This is a genomic window from Dermabacter vaginalis, from assembly GCF_001678905.1.
Classification (GTDB): domain Bacteria; phylum Actinomycetota; class Actinomycetes; order Actinomycetales; family Dermabacteraceae; genus Dermabacter; species Dermabacter vaginalis.
This window is the reverse complement of record NZ_CP012117.1, coordinates 675,627-695,289: the sequence shown is the minus strand read 5'-3', so window position 1 is coordinate 695,289 and position 19,663 is coordinate 675,627. Positions and strand designations below refer to the sequence as shown.

Annotated in this window: 20 protein-coding genes; 13 read left to right on the top strand and 7 right to left on the bottom strand. The window is 62.5% G+C overall.

Annotated features, from left to right (window positions below; translation table 11 throughout):
* Window positions 1-117 precede the first annotated feature (117 nt).
* From xseA to pcp, 5 genes are all read left to right on the top strand, one after another.
* Window positions 118-1,401, top strand: coding sequence for an exodeoxyribonuclease VII large subunit (xseA, locus tag DAD186_RS02935; RefSeq protein WP_236886280.1), 1,284 nt, complete (start codon window positions 118-120; stop codon window positions 1,399-1,401).
* Window positions 1,402-1,422: 21 nt separating this feature from the next.
* Window positions 1,423-1,692, top strand: a complete 270-nt coding sequence (locus DAD186_RS02930; protein ID WP_065247442.1) for an exodeoxyribonuclease VII small subunit — start codon at window positions 1,423-1,425, stop codon at window positions 1,690-1,692.
* 105 nt (window positions 1,693-1,797) lie between these two features.
* Window positions 1,798-2,511, top strand: a complete 714-nt coding sequence (locus DAD186_RS02925) for a DUF969 domain-containing protein (RefSeq protein WP_065247441.1) — start codon at window positions 1,798-1,800, stop codon at window positions 2,509-2,511.
* Window positions 2,508-3,437, top strand: a complete 930-nt coding sequence (locus tag DAD186_RS02920; RefSeq protein ID WP_065247440.1) for a DUF979 domain-containing protein — start codon at window positions 2,508-2,510, stop codon at window positions 3,435-3,437. Before DAD186_RS02925 ends, DAD186_RS02920 begins: the two co-directional genes overlap by 4 nt.
* A 13-nt stretch (window positions 3,438-3,450) precedes the next feature.
* A complete protein-coding gene (gene pcp, locus DAD186_RS02915; protein WP_065247439.1) occupies window positions 3,451-4,095 on the top strand; it encodes a pyroglutamyl-peptidase I in 645 nt (214 codons plus the stop codon).
* 77 nt (window positions 4,096-4,172) lie between these two features.
* On the opposite strand, the gene DAD186_RS02910 is transcribed toward pcp, so the two are convergent.
* Window positions 4,173-4,814 (bottom strand): hypothetical protein, encoded by a 642-nt coding sequence (locus DAD186_RS02910; RefSeq protein WP_065247438.1) that lies wholly within the window; start codon window positions 4,812-4,814, stop codon window positions 4,173-4,175.
* Between the two features lie 6 nt (window positions 4,815-4,820).
* Window positions 4,821-5,432 carry a DUF4245 family protein gene (locus tag DAD186_RS02905; RefSeq protein ID WP_157457076.1) on the bottom strand — a complete coding sequence of 204 codons (612 nt, stop codon included), beginning with the start codon at window positions 5,430-5,432 and terminating at the stop codon, window positions 4,821-4,823.
* Window positions 5,433-5,517: 85 nt separating this feature from the next.
* Here DAD186_RS02905 and DAD186_RS02900 point away from each other — a divergent pair, with 85 nt between their 5' ends.
* Together DAD186_RS02900 and DAD186_RS02895 are read left to right on the top strand one after the other, a co-directional pair.
* On the top strand, window positions 5,518-6,459 hold the full coding sequence (locus tag DAD186_RS02900; protein ID WP_082991047.1) for a carbohydrate kinase family protein: 942 nt from the start codon (window positions 5,518-5,520) through the stop codon (window positions 6,457-6,459).
* A 1-nt stretch (window position 6,460) separates the two neighbouring features.
* Complete coding sequence (locus DAD186_RS02895) at window positions 6,461-7,873, top strand: class II fumarate hydratase (RefSeq protein WP_065247435.1); 1,413 nt, start codon at window positions 6,461-6,463, stop codon at window positions 7,871-7,873.
* 6 nt (window positions 7,874-7,879) lie between these two features.
* On the opposite strand, the gene DAD186_RS02890 is transcribed toward DAD186_RS02895, so the two are convergent.
* Entirely contained in the window at window positions 7,880-9,193 is a 1,314-nt protein-coding gene (locus DAD186_RS02890; protein WP_157457075.1) for a PhoH family protein, read from the bottom strand.
* Between the two features lie 183 nt (window positions 9,194-9,376).
* Entirely contained in the window at window positions 9,377-10,150 is a 774-nt protein-coding gene (uppS, locus tag DAD186_RS02885) for a polyprenyl diphosphate synthase (RefSeq protein ID WP_065248691.1), read from the bottom strand.
* A gap of 131 nt (window positions 10,151-10,281) precedes the next feature.
* Here uppS and trhA point away from each other — a divergent pair, with 131 nt between their 5' ends.
* On the top strand, window positions 10,282-11,058 hold the full coding sequence (trhA, locus tag DAD186_RS02880; protein WP_236886279.1) for a PAQR family membrane homeostasis protein TrhA: 777 nt from the start codon (window positions 10,282-10,284) through the stop codon (window positions 11,056-11,058).
* Here the strand turns inward: trhA and DAD186_RS02875 are convergent.
* Together DAD186_RS02875 and mca are read right to left on the bottom strand one after the other, a co-directional pair.
* The gene (locus DAD186_RS02875) at window positions 11,055-11,324 is read right to left on the bottom strand and encodes a hypothetical protein (RefSeq protein WP_065247433.1); all 270 of its coding nucleotides are present in this window, start codon (window positions 11,322-11,324) and stop codon (window positions 11,055-11,057) included. The genes trhA and DAD186_RS02875 overlap by 4 nt on opposite strands.
* The gene (gene mca, locus DAD186_RS02870; RefSeq protein WP_065248689.1) at window positions 11,321-12,163 is read right to left on the bottom strand and encodes a mycothiol conjugate amidase Mca; all 843 of its coding nucleotides are present in this window, start codon (window positions 12,161-12,163) and stop codon (window positions 11,321-11,323) included. Before mca ends, DAD186_RS02875 begins: the two co-directional genes overlap by 4 nt.
* A gap of 190 nt (window positions 12,164-12,353) precedes the next feature.
* Here mca and DAD186_RS02865 point away from each other — a divergent pair, with 190 nt between their 5' ends.
* Complete coding sequence (locus DAD186_RS02865; protein ID WP_065247432.1) at window positions 12,354-12,761, top strand: DUF4307 domain-containing protein; 408 nt, start codon at window positions 12,354-12,356, stop codon at window positions 12,759-12,761.
* A gap of 222 nt (window positions 12,762-12,983) precedes the next feature.
* Window positions 12,984-13,472, top strand: coding sequence for a transcription elongation factor GreA (gene greA / locus DAD186_RS02860; RefSeq protein ID WP_065247431.1), 489 nt, complete (start codon window positions 12,984-12,986; stop codon window positions 13,470-13,472).
* 141 nt (window positions 13,473-13,613) lie between these two features.
* Here greA and DAD186_RS02855 read toward each other — a convergent pair whose 3' ends face one another.
* Entirely contained in the window at window positions 13,614-14,888 is a 1,275-nt protein-coding gene (locus DAD186_RS02855; protein WP_065247430.1) for an AI-2E family transporter, read from the bottom strand.
* A 125-nt stretch (window positions 14,889-15,013) separates the two neighbouring features.
* Here DAD186_RS02855 and DAD186_RS02850 point away from each other — a divergent pair, with 125 nt between their 5' ends.
* The 3 genes from DAD186_RS02850 to DAD186_RS02840 are packed head-to-tail and all read left to right on the top strand — an operon-like array spanning window position 15,014 to window position 19,416.
* Entirely contained in the window at window positions 15,014-16,831 is a 1,818-nt protein-coding gene (locus DAD186_RS02850) for a hypothetical protein (protein ID WP_065247429.1), read from the top strand.
* A 33-nt stretch (window positions 16,832-16,864) separates the two neighbouring features.
* Complete coding sequence (locus DAD186_RS02845) at window positions 16,865-17,653, top strand: ABC transporter ATP-binding protein (RefSeq protein ID WP_065247428.1); 789 nt, start codon at window positions 16,865-16,867, stop codon at window positions 17,651-17,653.
* The gene (locus DAD186_RS02840; RefSeq protein ID WP_065247427.1) at window positions 17,638-19,416 is read left to right on the top strand and encodes a hypothetical protein; all 1,779 of its coding nucleotides are present in this window, start codon (window positions 17,638-17,640) and stop codon (window positions 19,414-19,416) included. Before DAD186_RS02845 ends, DAD186_RS02840 begins: the two co-directional genes overlap by 16 nt.
* The last annotated feature ends 247 nt before the right edge of the window (window positions 19,417-19,663 follow it).

Here is a 19,663-nt window from a genome sequence, read left to right as displayed (position 1 = left end):
ATCCAAAGGGCCGGCGCTACCCGAAACAGGGTGGCGTCGGCCTTTCTTTGCCGGTGGATTGTCCACACTAACGGGCGGAGCCCACGGGAACTGCCGCAGTTCTGGCACAGTAGAGATATGGACAAGCGAGGCGTGAACCACAGCCGCATGTACGCACCGGAGGGAGAGAACGTCCCGGCGCTACCCGCAACGGCAGCGGAAACGACTGCGGAACGCCCGTGGCCTGTAGCGCTCTTGAGCCGCAAGGTACGCGATTACGTGAACCGCATGAGCGTCGTATGGGTGCGCGGCGAGCTCGTGCAGGTGAGCCGAGGCAAAGGCGCTCTCGTGTTCATGACGTTGCGCGATACGAAGGACGATGCGAGTTTTTCAGTGTCGATGCGCGCGAGCGCATTCGCCAAGCTTGACCTCGAGCCGCAGCAAGGCAGCGAGGTCGTGGTGCAGTGTAAGCCCACTTTTTGGAGCCGGCGCGGGAGCCTCCAACTCGATGCCTACGACATCCGAGCCGTAGGAATTGGCGATCTTCTTCAGCGCCTCGAACGACTCAAGCGCACGCTCTTCAACGAAGGCCTGTTCAACGCTGATCGCAAACGCCCACTGCCGTTCCTTCCACGAACAATCGGGCTCATTTGCGGCCGTAAATCCGCGGCGGAGCGCGACGTGATCGTGAACGCCGAAAAGCGGTGGCCAGCAGTGCGCTTTGCCACGCGTGAAGTGGCAGTTCAGGGCGTGAAGGCGGTAGCGGAAGTGAGTGAAGCACTGCGTGAGCTTGATGCGCGCGGGGACGTCGACGTCATCATCATTTCCCGCGGCGGCGGCTCCCTCGAGGACCTGCTGCCGTTCTCGGATGAATCCCTCGTAAGGCTCGCCGCAGCGGCTCGCACACCGATCGTGTCGGCCATTGGACACGAGGTCGATACGCCCCTGCTTGACCTCGTCGCGGACTATCGCGCATCGACCCCGACTGACGCGGCAAAGACCGTCGTCCCCGACATTGTCGTTGAACGGACGCAATTGGATGAGGCCCGCAGGCGCGCTTACTCCGCGCTTACTTCACGAATCGATAGGGAGAAAGAAGCTCTCGCTGCGGTTCGAGCGCGGCCGGCCTTCGCCGAGCCTCACACGATGATCGAAAGCCACGCCGAAGTGATCGATGGGGCTATTGCCTCGGCTCGCGCATCGGTCACGATTGCTCTCGAGCGCGCCCGCGAGCGCGTGAAAGCACTCGCCGATCAGGCCCGGGCACTCTCACCACTTCACACCCTTGAACGCGGCTACGCGGTCGTGCAAGGCACAGATGGCTCAGCGCTCACCCATCCGAGCGAAGCGCCGGAGGGCGCTCGCCTCTCCATCAGGCTCGCGGGTGGCCGCGTAAGCGCAACGTCGCTCGGCGAGGAATAACAGAAGCTGAAGGGAAAAGCTATGGACAACGAGAACGCGAAAGACGAGACACAACAACTTCCCGAGGATATTCGGGAGCTCGGCTACGAGGAGGCCCGCGACCAGCTGTTCTCAATCGTGCAGACCCTCGAGCGCAACCAGAGCGGGCTCGAGGAATCGATCGCGCTGTGGGAGCGCAGCGAGCTTCTCGCTCAGCGATGCGAGCAGTGGCTCGATGGAGCACGCGAACGGCTCGACCGCGCACTCGAGCGCCAGCAGGATGTGCCCGACGAAGACGCTTCGCAGGAATAGCGCACGCGAAGAGGCGTCTCACGCCTGTGCACGACTCGACGTCACCGTTTTGTAACGACTAGAGTGACTGCGCACACTTACTTACCGTTATGAGAAAGGCTACTCATGGAGTACCTGAAGCTCATCGGCATCGTGATTATCGTGGTGGGCTTCGTGCTCAAACGAGACACGCTTGCCGTCGTGGTCGTAGCCGGTCTGGTTACTGGCCTCGTGGCTGGGCTGAGCCCACTGGAACTGCTGACCCTTCTCGGCCAGTCGTTCACCGATCAACGCGTTGCCACGTTGTTTATCCTGACCCTGCCCGTCGTCGGCATCTGTGAGCGCTACGGCCTCAAGCAAAAAGCCGTGGACCTCATCGGATCCGTCAAGAATGCGACGACCGGCACTGTCCTTTCGCTCTACCAGCTGATTCGCGCAGTTGCGATCGCATTCTCGGTTCAACTTGGCGGCCACCCGCAGTTCGTGCGCCCGCTCATTTCACCGATGGCTGAGGGCGCTGCTGAGGCGAAGTTCGGCTCGATCACCGAGAAGCAGCGCGACTCGATTAAGGGCGCCTCCGCCGCTGCCGATAACTTCGGCAACTTCTTCGCGCAGAACCTGTTCCTCGGTGCACCGGGCGTTCTGCTCATCGTGTCGACAATGGCGGAGCAGGGCTACACCCAGGTCACCCCGCTCTCGGTGGCACTGTGGTCGATTCCCGTCGCGATTGCGACCATGATCTTCGGCGTCGTGCGCAACTTCCTTCTCGACCGCCGCCTTCGCACCGAATCGACCTCCGGCACTGCATCGGCTGGCACTGAAGGGAGCGTGAAGGCATGACCCCCGATATCGTGATCGGCGAATTCTTTTTCATTCTCGTCGGCGTGATCTTCGCGATCACGGGTGGCCTGTGCGGGAAAGATGCCGCACTCAAGAACCGCATCCCCGCAGCAACCTTCTGGTTCATTCTCGCGTTCGCGTTTATCGCCGGTCCGTGGGTTCCGGCGTGGCTCATCGGCATCTGCGTCATTGCGCTTGCCACGATCACCGCCGTGTGGGGCGTAAAGCCCGCCGCGGTGGATCGCCCCGACCCCGCGCACGTCGAGGAACGCGCCTCGAAACTCGGCTACAAAGTGTTTATTCCCGCGCTGTCGCTCGCCGTTTTCGCGCTCGTCGCGGCAACCGTGTACCAGAAACTCGAGATGCCCACCTACCTCGCGGTGGGAACCGGCGCCGTGCTCGCCACCGTCGTGGGGCTCATCGTCACGAAGGCGCCCGCAAAGTTCGTGGCGATCGACGGTGCGCGCCTCACGATGGACGTCGGGCCGGTGGGGATCCTGCCCCAGCTTCTCGCGGCCCTCGGTGCGGTGTTTACCGCCGCGGGTGTGGGCGAGGTCATCGCGAACACCGTCGCCAAGGTCATTCCTGCGCACAATCCCCTCATCGGTGTCATCGCCTACTGCGTAGGAATGGCACTGTTCACCGTGATTATGGGGAACGGCTTTGCGGCGTTCTCCGTGATCACCGTAGGCATCGGTATCCCCTTCGTGGTCGCGCAAGGCGGCAACCCGATCGTGGTGGCGGCGCTAGGACTGACAGCCGGCTACTGCGGCACACTTCTCACTCCCATGGCGGCGAACTTCAACGTGGTTCCCGCGGTCTTGCTCGAGATGAAAGACAAGTACGGAGTCATCAAATCGCAGGCCGTGACCGCCACGCTGCTTTTGCTTGTCCATATCGTGCTGATGTACACACTCGCGTTCTAACTGGAGGAACACCATGTCAATCCTTGTGACTGCATTTGACCCGTTTGGCGGGGAAAAAATCAATCCCGCACTCGAAGCCGTGAAGGCGCTTCCCGCCGAAATCGCGGGAGAAAAGATCGTCACTGTCGAAGTACCGACCGTGTTCGGCAAAGCGATTGAGGCCGCAACCGCCGCAATCGACGAGCACCAACCAAGCGCCGTGCTCTGTGTTGGCCAGGCTGGCGGCCGCTTCGACATCACGCCCGAGCGCGTCGCGATCAACATCGACGATGCGCGCATTGCCGACAACGAGGGTCAACAGCCGATCGATGAGCCTGTGGTCGAAGGCGCTCCCCCCGCGTACTTTGCCACGCTTCCGATTAAGGCGATGGCGCAAGCGATCCGCGAAGCAGGCGTCCCCTCGTCCGTCTCAAACTCCGCGGGCACGTTCGTGTGCAACCACATCATGTTTGGCGTGCTCCATCACCTGGCAACCGTCGGACCCCGCGAAACACGCGGTGGGTTCGTGCACGTTCCCTTCATCCCTGAGCAGACCGTTGGCAAGCCCGGCCAGCCCTCGCTCTCCACGGAGACGATCACGAAGGGACTCGCTGCCGCTATCGCCGCGATCGTAGAAAACGAAAGCGACGTGGCAACGGCCGAGGGCGCCACGCACTGACGTGTCGTTCTGTCGCGCACGTACGCGATGTACCCCACGCGGTGTACGGCGGCGCGAGTAGCGGCAGCGTGGCCGTATTACCGCGCTGCCGCGCGTGCGTGAAGAAAAGTGCCAACTACGGCGACAACGAGAGCGACGGCTGCGACACCCGAGACCCACATGCCGATCGCCCCGAAAATAAGGGTGCTTGTGAGGGCTGGCCCGCCCTGCGCAAAGATCGCGACGAGGAGCGGGGCGAAGAGAAGCACAAAGGCGAGGATCCACGCAATGATGAGCCCGGCGGTACTCTTGCACGTCCGCACCGCGAGAATTCCCGTCAGTGCGAACAGTGCGGCTCCCGCGATGACGCACGCAAGCTGTGCGGTGGTGAAAATGCCTCCCCAGGCGTAAATCGCCAGAAGCACGGTGGCAATGAGACCGAGCACCACGATGACGGGGGCAAGTGTCGAGCGTCGGCGGCGAGCCGGTTGCTTCGGCGCCTTGGAAGGGGTCGCGGCTGCGGATCGGGGAATCGAAGGCTCAGCGTTCGGCTCAGAGGCGGGTGCAGCCACGCGCGGCGATGTTGCCGTGGTTGTTGGCGCAGTGGAGGTGGGGTTGTTCAGGGGCGTAAGAACCTCGGTTGGCTCGGCCCCGAGAGTGGCACCCAGTTTCTCGGTGGCGTCCAATTTTTCTGTAGCATCGGCGGCGCCGTGCGGGGCGCGGTGGGAGTTCTCTTTCATGGTTCCTCACTTGTTGACACGGTCGAGGGCGGCCTTCATGAGCGCGAGATGCTCATCTTTCTCCCCCGGCCCGTACACGATGAGCGTCGTTTCTCGAGCGGAGCACACGAGGCCCGTCGCGGCCTTGGTACCCCCACTGTCCTTATCGGTTGAGCGAACCTCGACATTGAGTTGGGCGCATTCGGTGCCCGTGATCTCAAAGTAGTCCGCCTGCGTGACTTTTCCGCGGATTCGAGGGGAGAGCGTGGAAAAATCCGTTTGCGCCTGCAGCAGTGTTTCCAGCGCACCGGAGGGCGAGGTGTAGCGCACCTCCCAGAAGGCCGGTTCTGCCATCGACATTTGCGCGTCGCGCACCGTGAAACCTTCGGGTTCAGCATCAGCCGCACGAAATCCGAGTGCCTCGCTCGCACGAGCAGCGCTCTCTTCCACATTGACGTTGGAGTGCGCGGATGTGGTCGTATCCCTGTCGTTTCGACCGAGACCAACGATCACGACCGCCGCAATCGCCACAACGATGAGATTGAGTCCGATTGCCCACACCAGGTTTCTCACCGAGGTGTTTTTCTTCGTGGGCAGTTCGCGCTTTTTCCGCTGAGGTCTCTCGTGTGATTCGGACATACCCGCATTGTCCCAAATTCCACCGCGGTGCGCGCCGTGACTTTGAGTGATGCGGCTCGTGCTGTGATCTGAAACAATATGGAAGGTGAGCACCTATCTAACAATCGGCGAAGCCCTGACAGACATCGTGATCCGCACCGACGCCCCAACGGCTGAGTTCCCGGGCGGCTCGCCCATGAACGTGGCCGTTGCCCTTGGCCGTCTCGGTCACACGTCGCACCTTCTCACGCACATCGGTGACGATGAGCGTGGACGCGCAATCGAGCGTCACGTGGAAGCATCAAACGTTTCGCTCACGCAGGGTTCGATCAAGCCGGGAACGACTACATCGACCGCCGCGGCGACGATCGGCGAGGGTGGCGCGGCAACCTACGAGTTCGATATCACGTGGGATCCGGATCCGCGCGATCTTCCCGCAAAAGTCGAGGCGGTGCACACGAGCTCGATTGCCGCGACGCTCGATCCCGGTGCCGATACCCTCCGCACGGTCGTGGCTTCGCTCCGCGAGAGCGCCCTCATCTCTTACGACCCGAATGCTCGCCCGAGCCTCATGGGTGATCCTTCGCTCGCGCGCAAACCGATCGAGGAGAACATCGCGCTCGCCGACATCGTGAAGGCTTCCGACGAAGACCTCGAGTGGCTCTACGAGACGAGCGATATCGATCAAGCGGCCCAGTCGTGGCTTCGCCGCGGGGTGAAGCTCGCGGTCATCACGCGCGGCGGGCAGGGCGCAACAGCATTCACGGCGAGAGGCCGCGTGGACATTCCAGGCGTGCGCGTCGACGTTGCAGACACAGTCGGCGCGGGCGACACCTTTTCGGCTGGCCTTCTCGATGCGCTTTCGCGCAAGGGCCTCCTCGGAGCTGAAGGCCGCGAGAAAATTGCCACGCTCGAGGCCACCGAAATCGAAGAAATCCTCTCGCACGCCGCCCTCCTTGCCTCGGTAACCGTTTCGCGCGCCGGAGCGAACCCGCCGTGGGCGCGCGACATTGCTGACCGCTGCACGCTTTCCCCCGCGGAGGACTGACATGACCGGTACCGAGAACTTCCGTATCGAGCACGACACCATGGGCGAGGTACGCGTTCCGGTTTCGGCGCTCTACGGCGCCCAGACCCAACGTGCAGTCGAGAATTTCCCCATCTCCCATCGTCCTCTCGCACCCTCGAACATCCACGCACTCGCGGAAGTGAAGCGCGCCGCTGCACTCGCCAACGCCGAGCTCGGTGTTCTCGACAACGCCCGCGCGACGGCGATCGCACGAGCAGCCGAGCACGTGAGCGCAGGCGAGTTTGACGCGCAGTTCCCGATCGACGTGTACCAGACGGGCTCGGGCACGAGTTCGAACATGAACATGAATGAAGTGCTCGCCCGTCTCGCAAGCACGGACGCGCTTCTCGTGCACCCGAACGACCACGTCAATGCCTCGCAATCGAGTAACGACACGTTCCCCACCTCGGTGCACCTCGCGGTCACCCGCGACGTTACGGAAAGCCTTGTGCCGGCTCTCGAGGCTCTCAAGGAGGCCCTCGAGCGCAAAGAAGAGGAGTTCGCGAGCGTCGTCAAGAGCGGCCGCACGCACCTCATGGACGCGACCCCGGTCACGCTCGGCCAGGAGTTCGGCGGCTACGCCGCGCAAGTGCGCTACGGGATCGAGCGAGTGACGGCCGCGATCACCCGCACCGCCGAGCTCCCGCTTGGTGGAACCGCCGTGGGGACAGGGATCAATACCCCCGCCGGATTCGCTCCCCGTGTGATTGAGATTCTCCGCGAGCGCACGGGCCTTCCACTCACGGAGGCCCGCAACCACTTTGAGGCGCAATCGGCGCGCGATGCGCTCGTGGAGATGAGCGGCGCGCTGCGCACGCTCGCGGTGTCGCTCACGAAGATCTGCAACGATTTGCGCTGGATGGGCTCGGGCCCCAACACGGGTCTCGGGGAAATTGCGCTCCCCGATCTCCAGCCGGGCAGTTCAATCATGCCCGGGAAGGTCAATCCGGTTGTTCCCGAGGCGGTTCTCATGGTGTGCGCGCGCGTCGTGGGCAATGACGCGGCGATCGCGTGGGGTGGTGCGCAAGGGGCGTTCGAACTCAACGTCCAGATCCCCCTTATGGGCACGGCGCTTCTGGAATCAATCACGCTTTTGTCGAACTCCGTGCGCGTCCTCGCAACGAAAACGATCGAGGGAATCCGCGCGAACGAGGATCGCGCACGCTTCTTTGCCGAGGCCTCTCCCTCGGTCGTCACGCCTCTCAATAGACTCATTGGGTACGAGAACGCGGCGGCGATCGCGAAGCACGCGGTCGCGCATCGCGTTTCCGTTCGAGAAGCGACGATCGCCCTCGGTTACGTCGAGCGCGGCGAGCTCACCGAAGAGCAGCTCGATTCCGCGCTCGACGTGTCGGCGATGACCACTCCCCCGGCCTCAACCCCGGGCGAGTAGCGCGGCTTACGAAATCGGCGCGTCGAGCACGCGGGTCACGAGTTCGGCGACCCTCGAGCGCTCGGAACGCTGCAGCGTCACGTGGGCGAAGAGCTCGTTACCTTTGAGCGCCTCGACCACGGAGGCAACGCCGTCGTATCGACCGACGCGCAGGTTGTCGCGCTGAGCCACGTCGTGAGTGAGCACTACGCGTGAGTTTTGGCCGATTCGCGAAAGCATCGTGAGCAGCACGTTCCGTTCGAGCGACTGCGCCTCGTCAACGATCACGAAGGCGTCGTGGAGAGAGCGGCCTCGAATGTGGGTCAGCGGGAGAACCTCGAGGAGGCCTCGCCCGAGTACCTCATCCACGACCGCGCTGGAGACCATCGAGCCGAGCGTGTCGAACACGGCTTGTGCCCACGGCCCCATCTTGTCGTCGTGGTCGCCGGGGAGATAGCCGAGCTCTTGCCCACCAACCGCGTACAGCGGCCGGAACACCATGATCTTGCGTTGGTGTCGTTTTTCGAGAACGGCCTCGAGCCCCGCGCACAGGGCGAGCGCTGACTTGCCCGTGCCTGCGCGGCCGCCGAGGCTCACGATCGAGAGGTCATCGTCGAGGAGGAGATCAATCGCAATGCGTTGTTCGGCGCTGCGGCCCGTCACCCCAAACACATTGCTATCCCCCGGCACGAGGCGCGCGTTGCCGCTTGGAAGCACGCGCGCGAGAGCGGAACCACGAGGAGAGGAAAGTTTGAGGCCCGTGTGGGTGCCAAGTTCGGCAAGCTCCGGGATCTCGATGCCCACGTGGCGCGCGCCGTTTTCTTCACTCCACAGCGCTGCCATCTGCTCTTCGGTGATCTCGGCGGACGTGATGCCCGTGTACGCACGATCGCGCGCGAGTTCCGCGCGGTACTCCTCGGCTTTCAGTCCCGAGGCGCTCGCCTTAATGCGCATCGGCAGGTCTTTTGAAACGAGCACGACCTCGGCCCCTTCGACCTGGAGGTTTTTCGCCACGGAGAGGATGCGCGTGTCGTTGTCTCCAAGGCGGAAGCCGTCGGGAAGGTTCTCGGGGCTCTGGTGGTTGAGTTCAACTCTCAGTGTGCCGCCCTGGGTTCCGAGCGGGAGTGGCTCGGCGAGTGTGCCGTGAGTCTCGCGCAGCTCATCGAGGATGCGCAGGGATTGGCGCGCAAAGTACCCGAGTTCGGAGTGGTGCCGCTTTCCTTCCAGTTCCGTGATCACCACGATCGGGAGCACAACGTGGTGCTCCGCGAATCGAAAGATCGAGTGGGGGTCCGCCAGCACAACGGACGTATCGAGAACATAGGTCAGCGGCGCATTCATGGTCTCTCGCTTTCGAAGTCCTTCCGGTCGCCCGCGACCGGCTATCGCTTCGATCCTTGCACCGCTTTTCGCCGCTCGAGCCGCCTGGCGCGCCGCGCAAGCAAGACGGTCACCGAGCCTTCACCCTCGCGTTACCCGGGGGCGGAGGATCATCCCCTGCAGTAACCGCACACACCTTCGCCCTTAAGCGCCGAAGCGACGCTCCCGGCTCGCGTATTCGTCGAGAGCGGCATCGAAATCGCCGCGCGTGAAGTCTGGCCACAACGCCTCGCAAAACACGAGTTCGGAGTGCACGGATTGCCACAGGAGAAAGCCTGAAAGCCGCTGTTCTCCGGAGGTGCGAATAAGCAGGTCCGGTGCACTTTGACCGGCGGTGGAGAGGTGGGTTCCGACGCTACCTTCGCTCACGGCGGTGCGCAGGCTCGTGAGGTCTCCCCCGCGCGCGATTTCCTCGTCGATGAGGGCGTGGACGGCCTCGATAATCTCGCGCCTGCCGCCGTAGCCAATCGCCAGGTTGACCTCGAAGGGCGAATTCCGCTCCGCTTTCTCGGTCGCACTTTCCGCGGAAGTCAGCGCATGGAGTCGCTCGGCGAGGGGGGCGGGCAGCACGTTCTCAGCGCACAGAATACGTAGTGGGTAGCCCTTGTGGGCGACTGCGCGCGCAAGGTCGGTGATGATGTCAAAGAGCTGCGCGAGCTCCGCCTCGGGCCTTCGGAAGTTATCGGTGGAGAGCAACCAAAGCGAGAGGATTTCGACCCCGCTCTCGCGTGCCCAGTCGATGGCGTCGAGAACTACCGTGGCACCGGCGCGGTGACCTTCGGAGACCTCGAGCCCCTTCGCACGCGCCCATCGCCGATTACCGTCGAGAATGATGCCGACATGGCGCGGCCCACGCTCCGCTGAAGACGCGGCGGGCGGCGAAGTGTCGGGGTTTCTCGAAGAATTCACGTCCCCCATTGTGGCAGGCGTGCACGCTCTCCCGTGCACGCCGCAAAGGATTGCCACGACTCCTTCACAAAAGTGGGGTGAACACGTCAAGATTCACCCGCCGCCGTGACACCTACGTCACCGTAAGTTACGCTACCGTTATGAGCACTGACCAGCGAGATGCGCAGCGAAGCGAGGCAAGCGTCGGAACTTCCAAGACCCCGACCGCCGGTGAAGCTGTTCCCAGCGCCGGCACCGGAACAAGCGTTCCCGAGCTCCTCGGCGCGTACGGCATTCACCTGCCCACTTTGCCGAATAAGCCGAAGCTGCGCGGCATGATCCACCTGGTGGCCTTTCCCGCCGCGCTCATCGCGGGCATGCTCCTCATCGCGACTGGCTCCACCCTCGCCGTGCGGCTCGCAACCGTCGTGTTTATCGTGACCGCTGGCATGCTCTTCGGCGTCTCCGCGACCTACCACCGCGGGACCTGGTCGGTTCAGGGGACGCTGGCGCTCCGGCGCTTCGACCACGCAAACATCTTCCTCATCATCGCCGGTACCTACACCCCGCTCGCCGTCGCGCTCCTCAATCAGCAGGATGCGACCGTGCTCCTCGCGGTGTGCTGGGTCGGCGCCCTCATCGGCGTGGCCTTCAGAATCTTCTGGACGAGCGCCCCGCGCTGGCTCTACGTCCCCGCCTACGTCGCCCTCGGCTGGGTCGCAATCTTTTACATGCCTCAGCTCTATGCCGGCGGCGGTGCAGCCGTCATCGCGCTCATCATCGCGGGTGGCGTCGCCTACACGCTCGGCGCGGTTGTCTACGGCACGAAAAAGCCCAACCCCTCACCGGCGTGGTTCGGCTTCCACGAAATCTTCCACTCGTTCACGGTTGTGGGTTTCGTATGCCACCTCGTCGCCGTGTGGCTATCGGTCGTCTAAGAACGCTCAGCCTCGTTACGGCTCTCGCCACGCTCGGCTTCCGCCGCTTCCTCCATGCGGCGCCGAACGTTTTCACGCGCGCTCGAACGGCGCACGCGCCGCGATAAATCGAGCGCGAGGAGCAGCATCGCGACGGCCATCGCAAGAAACACGAAAAAGCCGGGCAGCCCCGGTGTCACCGTCGCGGTCGTCATCTCCTCCAGTCCGGGAGGCGTCGTCGCGCCATCGGCAAGGAGAATGACGGGCGAGAAATGCGCGAGAATCATTGGCGAATCCCTTCGAAGAGGTCGGATTCCGGAAGCGTCACGCCGATGCGCGAGTGTCGCAGCTGGAAGTCCTCGGTGGGCCACGCCTCGCGTTTGATCTCATTCGAGACGGCGAAGAAGAACCCATCCGGATCGACCTGCGTCGCGTGCGCGAGAAGCGCAGCATCACGAACTTCAAGATACCGCGAAACGTTGATCCGCGTAGTGATGGGGCGCTGATCGAGGCCTTCAAAGTACTCCATTTGCGCCTCAAAGGGGTTCTCGAGAGCATGCTCGCGCATGTATTTGGCGTACGCGATCATCTGGGCCGGCGGGAACAGCAGCTGATAGTAAATCTTCGCCACGGCCCACGGCTCGCCGAGCTCGGGCATGTAGTTCGGGTCCGCCGCTAGTTCGTAGGCGAGCATGCTGATCTTGTGCGTGTGGATGTGGTCGGGGTGGGGGTAGCCCCCGTTTTCGTCGTAGGTCAGCATGACGTGAGGCCGCAGCTCCCGCACGAGCTTCACGAGAGGACGCGCTGCCTCCTCGGGATCAATGAGAGCAAAGCACCCCTGCGGAAGCGCGGGCAGCGGGTCGCCTTCGGGGAGGCCCGAATCGATGTAGCCGAGCCACACCTGGTTAATTCCCAAGATTTCTCGCGCGCGGTCCATTTCGCGGTGGCGCACGGCGCTCAAATCGGCATTGGCTTCAGGATCGTCCTTGAGGCGCGGGTTGAGAATGTCACCACGCTCGCCGCCCGTACACGTCACAACGGTGACCTCGGCGCCCTCGTCGACATAGCGGGCCATGGTTCCAGCGCCCTTAGAGGACTCATCGTCAGGGTGCGCATGAACGGCCATGAGTCGCAAGCGACACGGGTTTTTCTCGACTTCGGCTTCGGGGTGCCCGCCATGCTTCAAGAGTGCCTTGAAGGTCTCATCGCTCGGTGCGAGGGCAGCTTTCGGCACACCCGTCTCCTCTGGCGCCACGCCTGCGCGGTAGCGCCCCGTCGTCATTACACAAAGTTCACACACGTGAAACAATGTAGGCATGACTTCCCGCGAGCGCACACTTCAAGAACGCTACGGCGTGAGAAATTCCCCGGAAAAACGCCGCTGGGCGCTCGTGGGGACCGTGGTCATCGCCGTGGGCTTCGTCGCAACCGTGATCTGGGTAGCCTTCGCTTTCATTTCCTCGCAAGCGATCAAAACGAACACGCTCTCCTACCGCCACATCAACGACTCTCGCGTCTCGGTGACGTTCTCCGTTAACGCCACTCCCGGCACGGCGCTCGACTGCTCACTCGAAGCCCTCAATTCTGTACGCGCGCAAGTGGGCTACACGGTCGTGCACATCCCACCCCAAACGAACCGCCTGTCAACGCACACCGCCGAGATCACGACGCAGGGAAGCGCCGTGAGCGGGGTCGTGAGGAAATGTGAGGCAGCGCAGCAATAGCGGTCTCAGCAATGATCCCCGAGCAATCGGAGAAGTCCCGAGAGCTGATGGCCGCATCAAAGCGGAACGGCCGCGGCACGATTGCCCCTCAATGTGACGCTGTGGCGAGTGCCTCATCTCTTTTCACGTTCGTTCACTGTATACTTGTGTGACCACTGAGACGTGGATTCGGAGCCCATGGCCACCATGGGGTCCGCATTTTTTTTGATCCCAAGGAGAACCATGAGCGAACCCAACCAGGGCACCTGGCTCACTCAGGACGCCTACGACCGCCTCGTCAAGGAACTCGAGCATCTCGAGGGTCCCGGACGCACCGAGGTTGTAGAGCGCATCGCGGCCGCCCGCGACGAGGGCGACCTCAAAGAAAACGGCGGCTACCACGCCGCACGCGAAGAACAGGGCAAACTCGAAGCTCGCATCGCCGAGCTCAAGGCCCTCCTCAAGACCGCTATTGTTGGCGAGACCCCCGCGGACGACGGGATTGTCGAGCCCGGCATGCTGGTCACCATTACGATGGCCGGCAAGGAGCGCACATTCGTGCTTGGCAACCGCGAAATTGCCGAAGGCAAAGACGTCGAGGTGTACTCGCCCGAGTCTCCGCTCGGCGCTGCCATCGTTGGTGCTAAGGCCGGGGACACGGTTGACTACACGGCCCCCAACGGCAAGTCGATTCCGATTGAAATTAAGGCCGCAAAGCCGTACACGGTGTGAGCGGCGAAGTCGCCACACGAACGAAGGGCGTGGAGCCTCCCCCTTGGGAGCGAACTCCACGCCCTTTCGCTTTGCGCTCACTCACGAGAGCGACCGCGCGCCAGACCGCGATAAGCTCTCGTGACTATTGCGGCCTGCGTTTTACTTCTGAGGGATGAGTCGCGCGCGTTCCGCGAGAGTCTTCTTTTGCTCCCGTTCACGGGTCTCGAAGTAGGCGATGTTTTTCTCATCGATACCGAGCGAGGGATCGGGGTCGCGGCCGTCAAGGTAGCAATACAGAGCATTGAGGAACGCGAGAAGCGGAATCGAGAAAAGCGCGCCCGGGATTCCCGCAACAACGGCGCCTGCAGAAACACCGAGGAAGATCGCGAGCGGGTGGAGCTCCACGGCCTTCCCCATGAGGATCGGCTGCAGAATGTTCGATTCAAGCTGCTGCACGAGAATCACGATGCCAAGCATGATGAGCGCGGGGATCCACCCCTGGAGCACGAACACGAGGAGCATGGCGATTGCACCCGACACGATCGCGCCAACGAGCGGAATAAAGCTAAAGAGGAACACGATGAGCCAGATCGGAACGGCGTAGGGAGAAAGCGCGACCGCTGAGCGCCCCATGATGCCGCTCACGATATCGATGCCGACCATACCGAGGGCAATACCCGTCGCGTCGACTGCCGCAACGAGAATTTGCGTGCGGCAGTATGAGGAAAGAGCCTTCCATCCACGGCGAAAAGCCTCGTGCGTCACGTGGCGTGAGTGAGAGGGCACAAAGCCCAGGAACCAGCGCCAGATATTTCCACCGTCGGCGAGGAAGAAGAACAACGCGAAAAGGCACACGAGCACGCCCGTGCCAAGATTGCCCACCGTACTTACGGCGCTCGAGGCACCGGAGATGATGCTCGAGGAGTTCTTCTGGAGCTGATCGAGAGCCTCCTTTTGGAGCTGACCGAGGTTCCCAAGTGAATCAAGGTCGATCTTGAAGTACCCCGTAATGTCATTCCACAGCTGCGTGAAACCCGATACTGCTGCCGTGGCAATTCCGTCCCACGAATCTACGAGCTGGCGGCCGGCGAGCACGAACATTCCCACGACCACCACGATGAGGCCCACGAGAGCGATCGCGGCCGACGCCATGCGCGGAAGGAAAGTGTGGGTCGTGAGAAGCTTGACGAATGGCTGGAGCATCGAGGCGAGCAGGATCGCCACGAGCACACTGATGAAAAGGGTCGAGACCATACCGAAGCCATTAAAGATGAGCCACAAAGCGCCAATGACGACAATGAAGCGCCAGCTCCACGCGGCCGCGCGGCGCAGCCCCATGGGCAGCTCCTCCACTTCGAGGGGAAGGGCGAGATTCTGCCCCTTGCGGCCTGTGGGTTTTTCGGTGGGAAGATTAACGCGCCTAGGCGGTTGCATATGCACTCCAAACAGGTGGGGCCCGGCGCCCACGGCAGCCGAGACGGAAGAACCACAGCGTATCCTACCGAACGGCCTTCAGCCCCTCAATCCGTGAGGCACCCCTCTTATGCCACACTGGTGGCATGCGCCAGGAATCGATCTCCGCGACAAACGACCCCCTCCTCTATCCTTGGGAGCCACCAAGCGGCAGCCTCCTTGTGCACAAGATCGAAAGCTCCACGTCGTTCAAGACCAGCCCTCTCAACCCCGTCAAGGAGCGCCGGTTCGGCTTTGCAAACGTGCGCTACAACGACGACGTGTGGTCTTTCGACTCGCTCGCAAAGCTCAAGCACCAGCCGTGGGCGGAGTTTCGCCACCTCGTTATCGCGGTTGGCTCAAACGCGGCGCCGTCAGTCATGTGCAATAAGTTCTACCAGCGCAACTGGAACGGTTCGGATTTCTTCCCGATCGTGAAGGCCCGTGTCACGAACATGGCGATTGGCTATTTCGCTTCCGTCGCGCCGCGGGGGTATATCGCCGCGACCCCGCTTCAAAAAAGGGGTGCGGAGACGATCGTGTGGGCATCGTGGCTCACGACCGACCAGCTCCTTGCACTCAACTCAACCGAACCTGGCTATTCGTGTCGCGAGGTCAGTGCCGAGGACTTTCCACTCGAGATCCTCTCCATCGCCGAAGACGGTAGCGAGGTCGTTGCCGAGCGCCCCGAATCGTTCTACGTGTATGACGCGGATCAGGGGTACATTCTTGACGCCGATACGCGCGAGGCGAAAATCCTCACGACGCAATCGGAAATTTTCGCTTACTTCCGTGAGCTCTCGAAGCGGAGTGAGTACGCGAGCTTCGCCGAGTTCTTCGCCAAAGACGATCGTGAGATCCAAGAGGGCTTCACCTCCCCCGAAGCTATCGCTCGCTTCGAGAAGCTCCTCGTCGAACACGAGCTGCGCGCCCTCCCGAACCTCGCACCCGATGGCGCTATTGCGCATGCACGTGACGGGTACACCGCGTACGCAACAATCCCCTCGCTCGAGCCTCCCGCGTGGGAGGGAAGCGGCCGCACTCCCTGGCTTCGCGTCACCTCGACGCGCGATGACCTCAATCGCTCGCGCGAAACGAAGGTCGTGGCCCACCCGTCGCTTCGCCAAGACATCGGCACCCACGCCTCGGTCACAACTACCTACCGAAGCTTCCGCAACAACGGTGAACTAGAGACCCGGCCCGGCGTCATCGCGTCCGTTGACTATAGGGACGACGTTCCCGAGGGCACGCTCGAGGCTGACCAGACCATACGTGAATCGCTCGGCATGGGTCTCGGTGAATACGTGCAGCTTGCCCCGGCACGCGTTGCCTCAAATCCCGTTGCGGACGCGGTGTGCCCCACACGCTATGTCACGGCACGGGTCTACACCGCGGATCATTCGAACATGGAAACGGAGATTGCGCTCGTCGATGCCCTCACGCTTCGACTCCTCGGTATGAAGGATGGCGGTCGACTCGTGATCGAAGGGTGCCCTCACCCGGATGGCCATAGTCCTGAGGTGCGCGTGCGCGCGGTAGCGATGAGCGAAGAGGTGCAACGCCGCCACGGCGCTCTCACAAAGTCGAAAACGGGCCTCTACGCGAACCCGACTTCCCACCTCGGTGCGACCTCTGATCTCGCACCGATTCTGCTTGAGAAAAGCCTGCGCAACAGGCTCAACCTCGATTCCTCGCAACTCGGAGTTGTGCGCTTGCGGGCGAGCCGAAAATCGGCCCTCGCCGACGAGCTTCGCGAGCTTATCCTCGTGCTCCTCATCGCGTTCATCGGTGTGCTGTCGGTGTTTTCAAACCCGTACCTCGCGGGCATCGTCACGGTGCTCGTACTCCTCGGGGCTTTCGCCCTCACACTTGTGCGGGTGCGCGGCAATATCGGTGCGGAATCCAGGCGCTCCCGGCGAACCTGAATTCTCCACATCCCCCCCTGCTACGTTTATGGCATGACTACCATTGACACATCGGTCGATAACTCGGCCGTAACACCAGCACTGTCCATGCGTGGCCTGCGCAAATCCTTCGACGGCACCGAGGTTCTCCACGGTGTCTCACTCGAAGTTCCGCGCGGATCGTTCTACGCGATCGTCGGCCCCAACGGCGCTGGCAAAACAACGGCCCTGTCGATCGCGACAGGCTTGCTCCGCCCCGACGACGGCAGCGCCGAGGTACTCGGGACCGACGTCTGGTCGCACCCGAACGACGCCAAGGCGCAGATGGGCGTTCTCGCGGATGGGCTTCCGACGTTTGACCGGCTCACGGGCCGCGAACTCCTCACATACGTGGGTCTCATCCGCGGCATGGACATCGACACGGTGAACACTCGCGCGCAGTCACTCCTCGAGGCGCTCGGTCTCGCCGATAGCGAAGGCAAACTCGTCACCGACTACTCCGCGGGCATGACGAAGAAGATCCTGCTCGCGTGCGCCCTCATCCATGCGCCGCGCCTGCTCGTGCTCGACGAGCCACTCGAAGCCGTCGACCCGGTCTCAGCCCACGGCATCCGCACCTTCCTCACCTCGTACGTCGAAGGTGGAGGCACCGTCGTCATCTCGAGCCACGTCATGGAACTCGTCGAGGGCCTGTGCACGCACGTTGCCATCATCGCCGATGGCGAAGTGCGCGCCGAGGGCACGATCGACGAGGTTCGACGTGGCGGCAGCCTCACGGATCGCTTCATTGAAATCGCCGGTGTCGACGAAGCACAGGGGGATCTTTCGTGGCTGAACCAGTAAACGATCAGGCCCCGGCAAGCGTCGGAACCAAAGAGTTTTTCGACAACCTCGACCGAGAAAGCTCGACGACCGCCGACGATGGATCGAAGGCAGCGCCTCAGAAGACCCCGAGCCTCATGCGATTGCTCCCACGGCTTCAATGGACACTGCTCAAGCGCAGTTTCCACAAGAATTGGCCTAAGATCATCGGGCTCGGATTCGCGCTTCTGTACGGCGTCGGCGCACTCGTGTTCTTTACGATCGCCATGTCGGGCTTCTTGTTTGCTCCCGCCGACTCGGGGCTTTTTACCCTCGTGATTCGCGCGGTGGGCCTCGGCGCCGTGGTTGTGTGGACCGTCCAGTCACTCTTCCTGTTCGGCGTGGATGACACGCTCTCCCCCGCTCGCTTCGCGCAGTTCGGTCGAGGCCCCAAGGAGCTTTTGAAGCCGATCCTCGTGGCCTCATTTATCTCGGTCGGTTTTCTCTTCACAGCGCTTGCGGCGCTCGTGGCTGTTGTGCTCGAGGCGATTTGGCTCATTGGTGCACTGGTCTCGAACAACGGCGCCGCAATCTCGACGCCGGGTGCCATCATTGCCCTCATCTCTCTCGTCCCCATGACCGTGCTCGGGCTTCTCCTTTGCGTGCTCATTCCACGCGCGATTTTCGCGTGGACCTCGACGATCCGCATCGCGAAGCGAAAGAAGGAACGACTGCAGGCATTCCTGCTCATCGCCGTCCTCGTCATCGCCTACGGCGCAAACCTCCTTCTCAACTCGGGCGGGGGGATCATGGATGGCATTGCCCGCCTCGCGGGGCCCGTGTACGAAATCCTCCTATGGACGCCTTTCGGTGCCCCGTTTGCTGTGCCCATGGACCTCGCCGAAGGACTGTGGCTCGCCGCGCTCATCCGTTTTGTTCTCACAATCGCCACCATTTGGCTGTTGTGGCAGTGGTGGGGCCTGAGCTTTGCCGAAGGCCAGCTCCAGGCGCTGAAGGGCGCGAGCCAGGAGCAAGATGCCAAGATCAAACCTCTCGTACCGCGGTTCCTCAAGCCGGGCCCGCTCGGAGCTTCGGCGGGGCGCTCGCTCAAGTATTGGCGCCGCGATACTCGTTATTCGACGGCGCTCATCATCGCGCCGATCCTCGCGATTTTCATGCTCGCGATGAGCGTCGTCGTCGACGGCAACGCTTTTATGGCGTACTTCGCCGTGGCACTCGTGGCGTGGCTTGCCGGCATCACGATCAGCAACGAGATCGGCTTCGACGGCCCATCCTCGTGGGTCCACATCGTCGCGGGTATGGACAATCGCGCGAATCTGCTCGGCAGGTATGTCGCTCTCGGTGTTCTCATGCTTCCGCTCGTGGTGATCGTCGCGATCGCGGCTCCGCTCCTCCAATCTCAGCCCCAGTTCATCGTGCTCACGATTCCGGCCTCGCTCGGGTTCGTGGCGAGCTCGTGGGGTGTTTCCCTTCTCACGACGGCGTTCTTTCCTTCTCCCGCGCCTCGACCGGGAACGATGAAAAACTCGAACAGCGGTGGTGGCAGCGGCAACATGTGGATCACGTTCCTCTCGACGTTCGTAGGCACGTGGCTTCCGCTTGCCCCGAGCATCATCCTCATGGTCGTGGGCCTCAAGCTCGTTCACGGCCTTGAATACGCGGGGGCAGTGCTTGCACTCGTCATCGGCGCCATCACGCTGTACCTCGGCCAAAAGTTCGCGGTAAAGCACCTCGACGCTCACTACGCGGATGAGTTCCAGAAGATCAGGCGTTTCACCAACTAGCTCCCACCTGAATTGCATAGGGGTTGTGGGGGTTTGGTGCACCACAGCGGCGCACCTTTCCCTCACTCCCTTATGCTCACTGCCACCCGTCTCCTCCCCCTCGCGGGTTGGCACGGTTCAATGCAGGAAATTTCCGTCAGTGGGCCGGGGCGGGCTGGTCGGGAATTCCCCGGGGCCGGTTCACGCACTCATTCCGACGTTTGCTCGCCTTGGAGTGCGGCCCGCGGGGAGCGTCGAGCATTGGCCT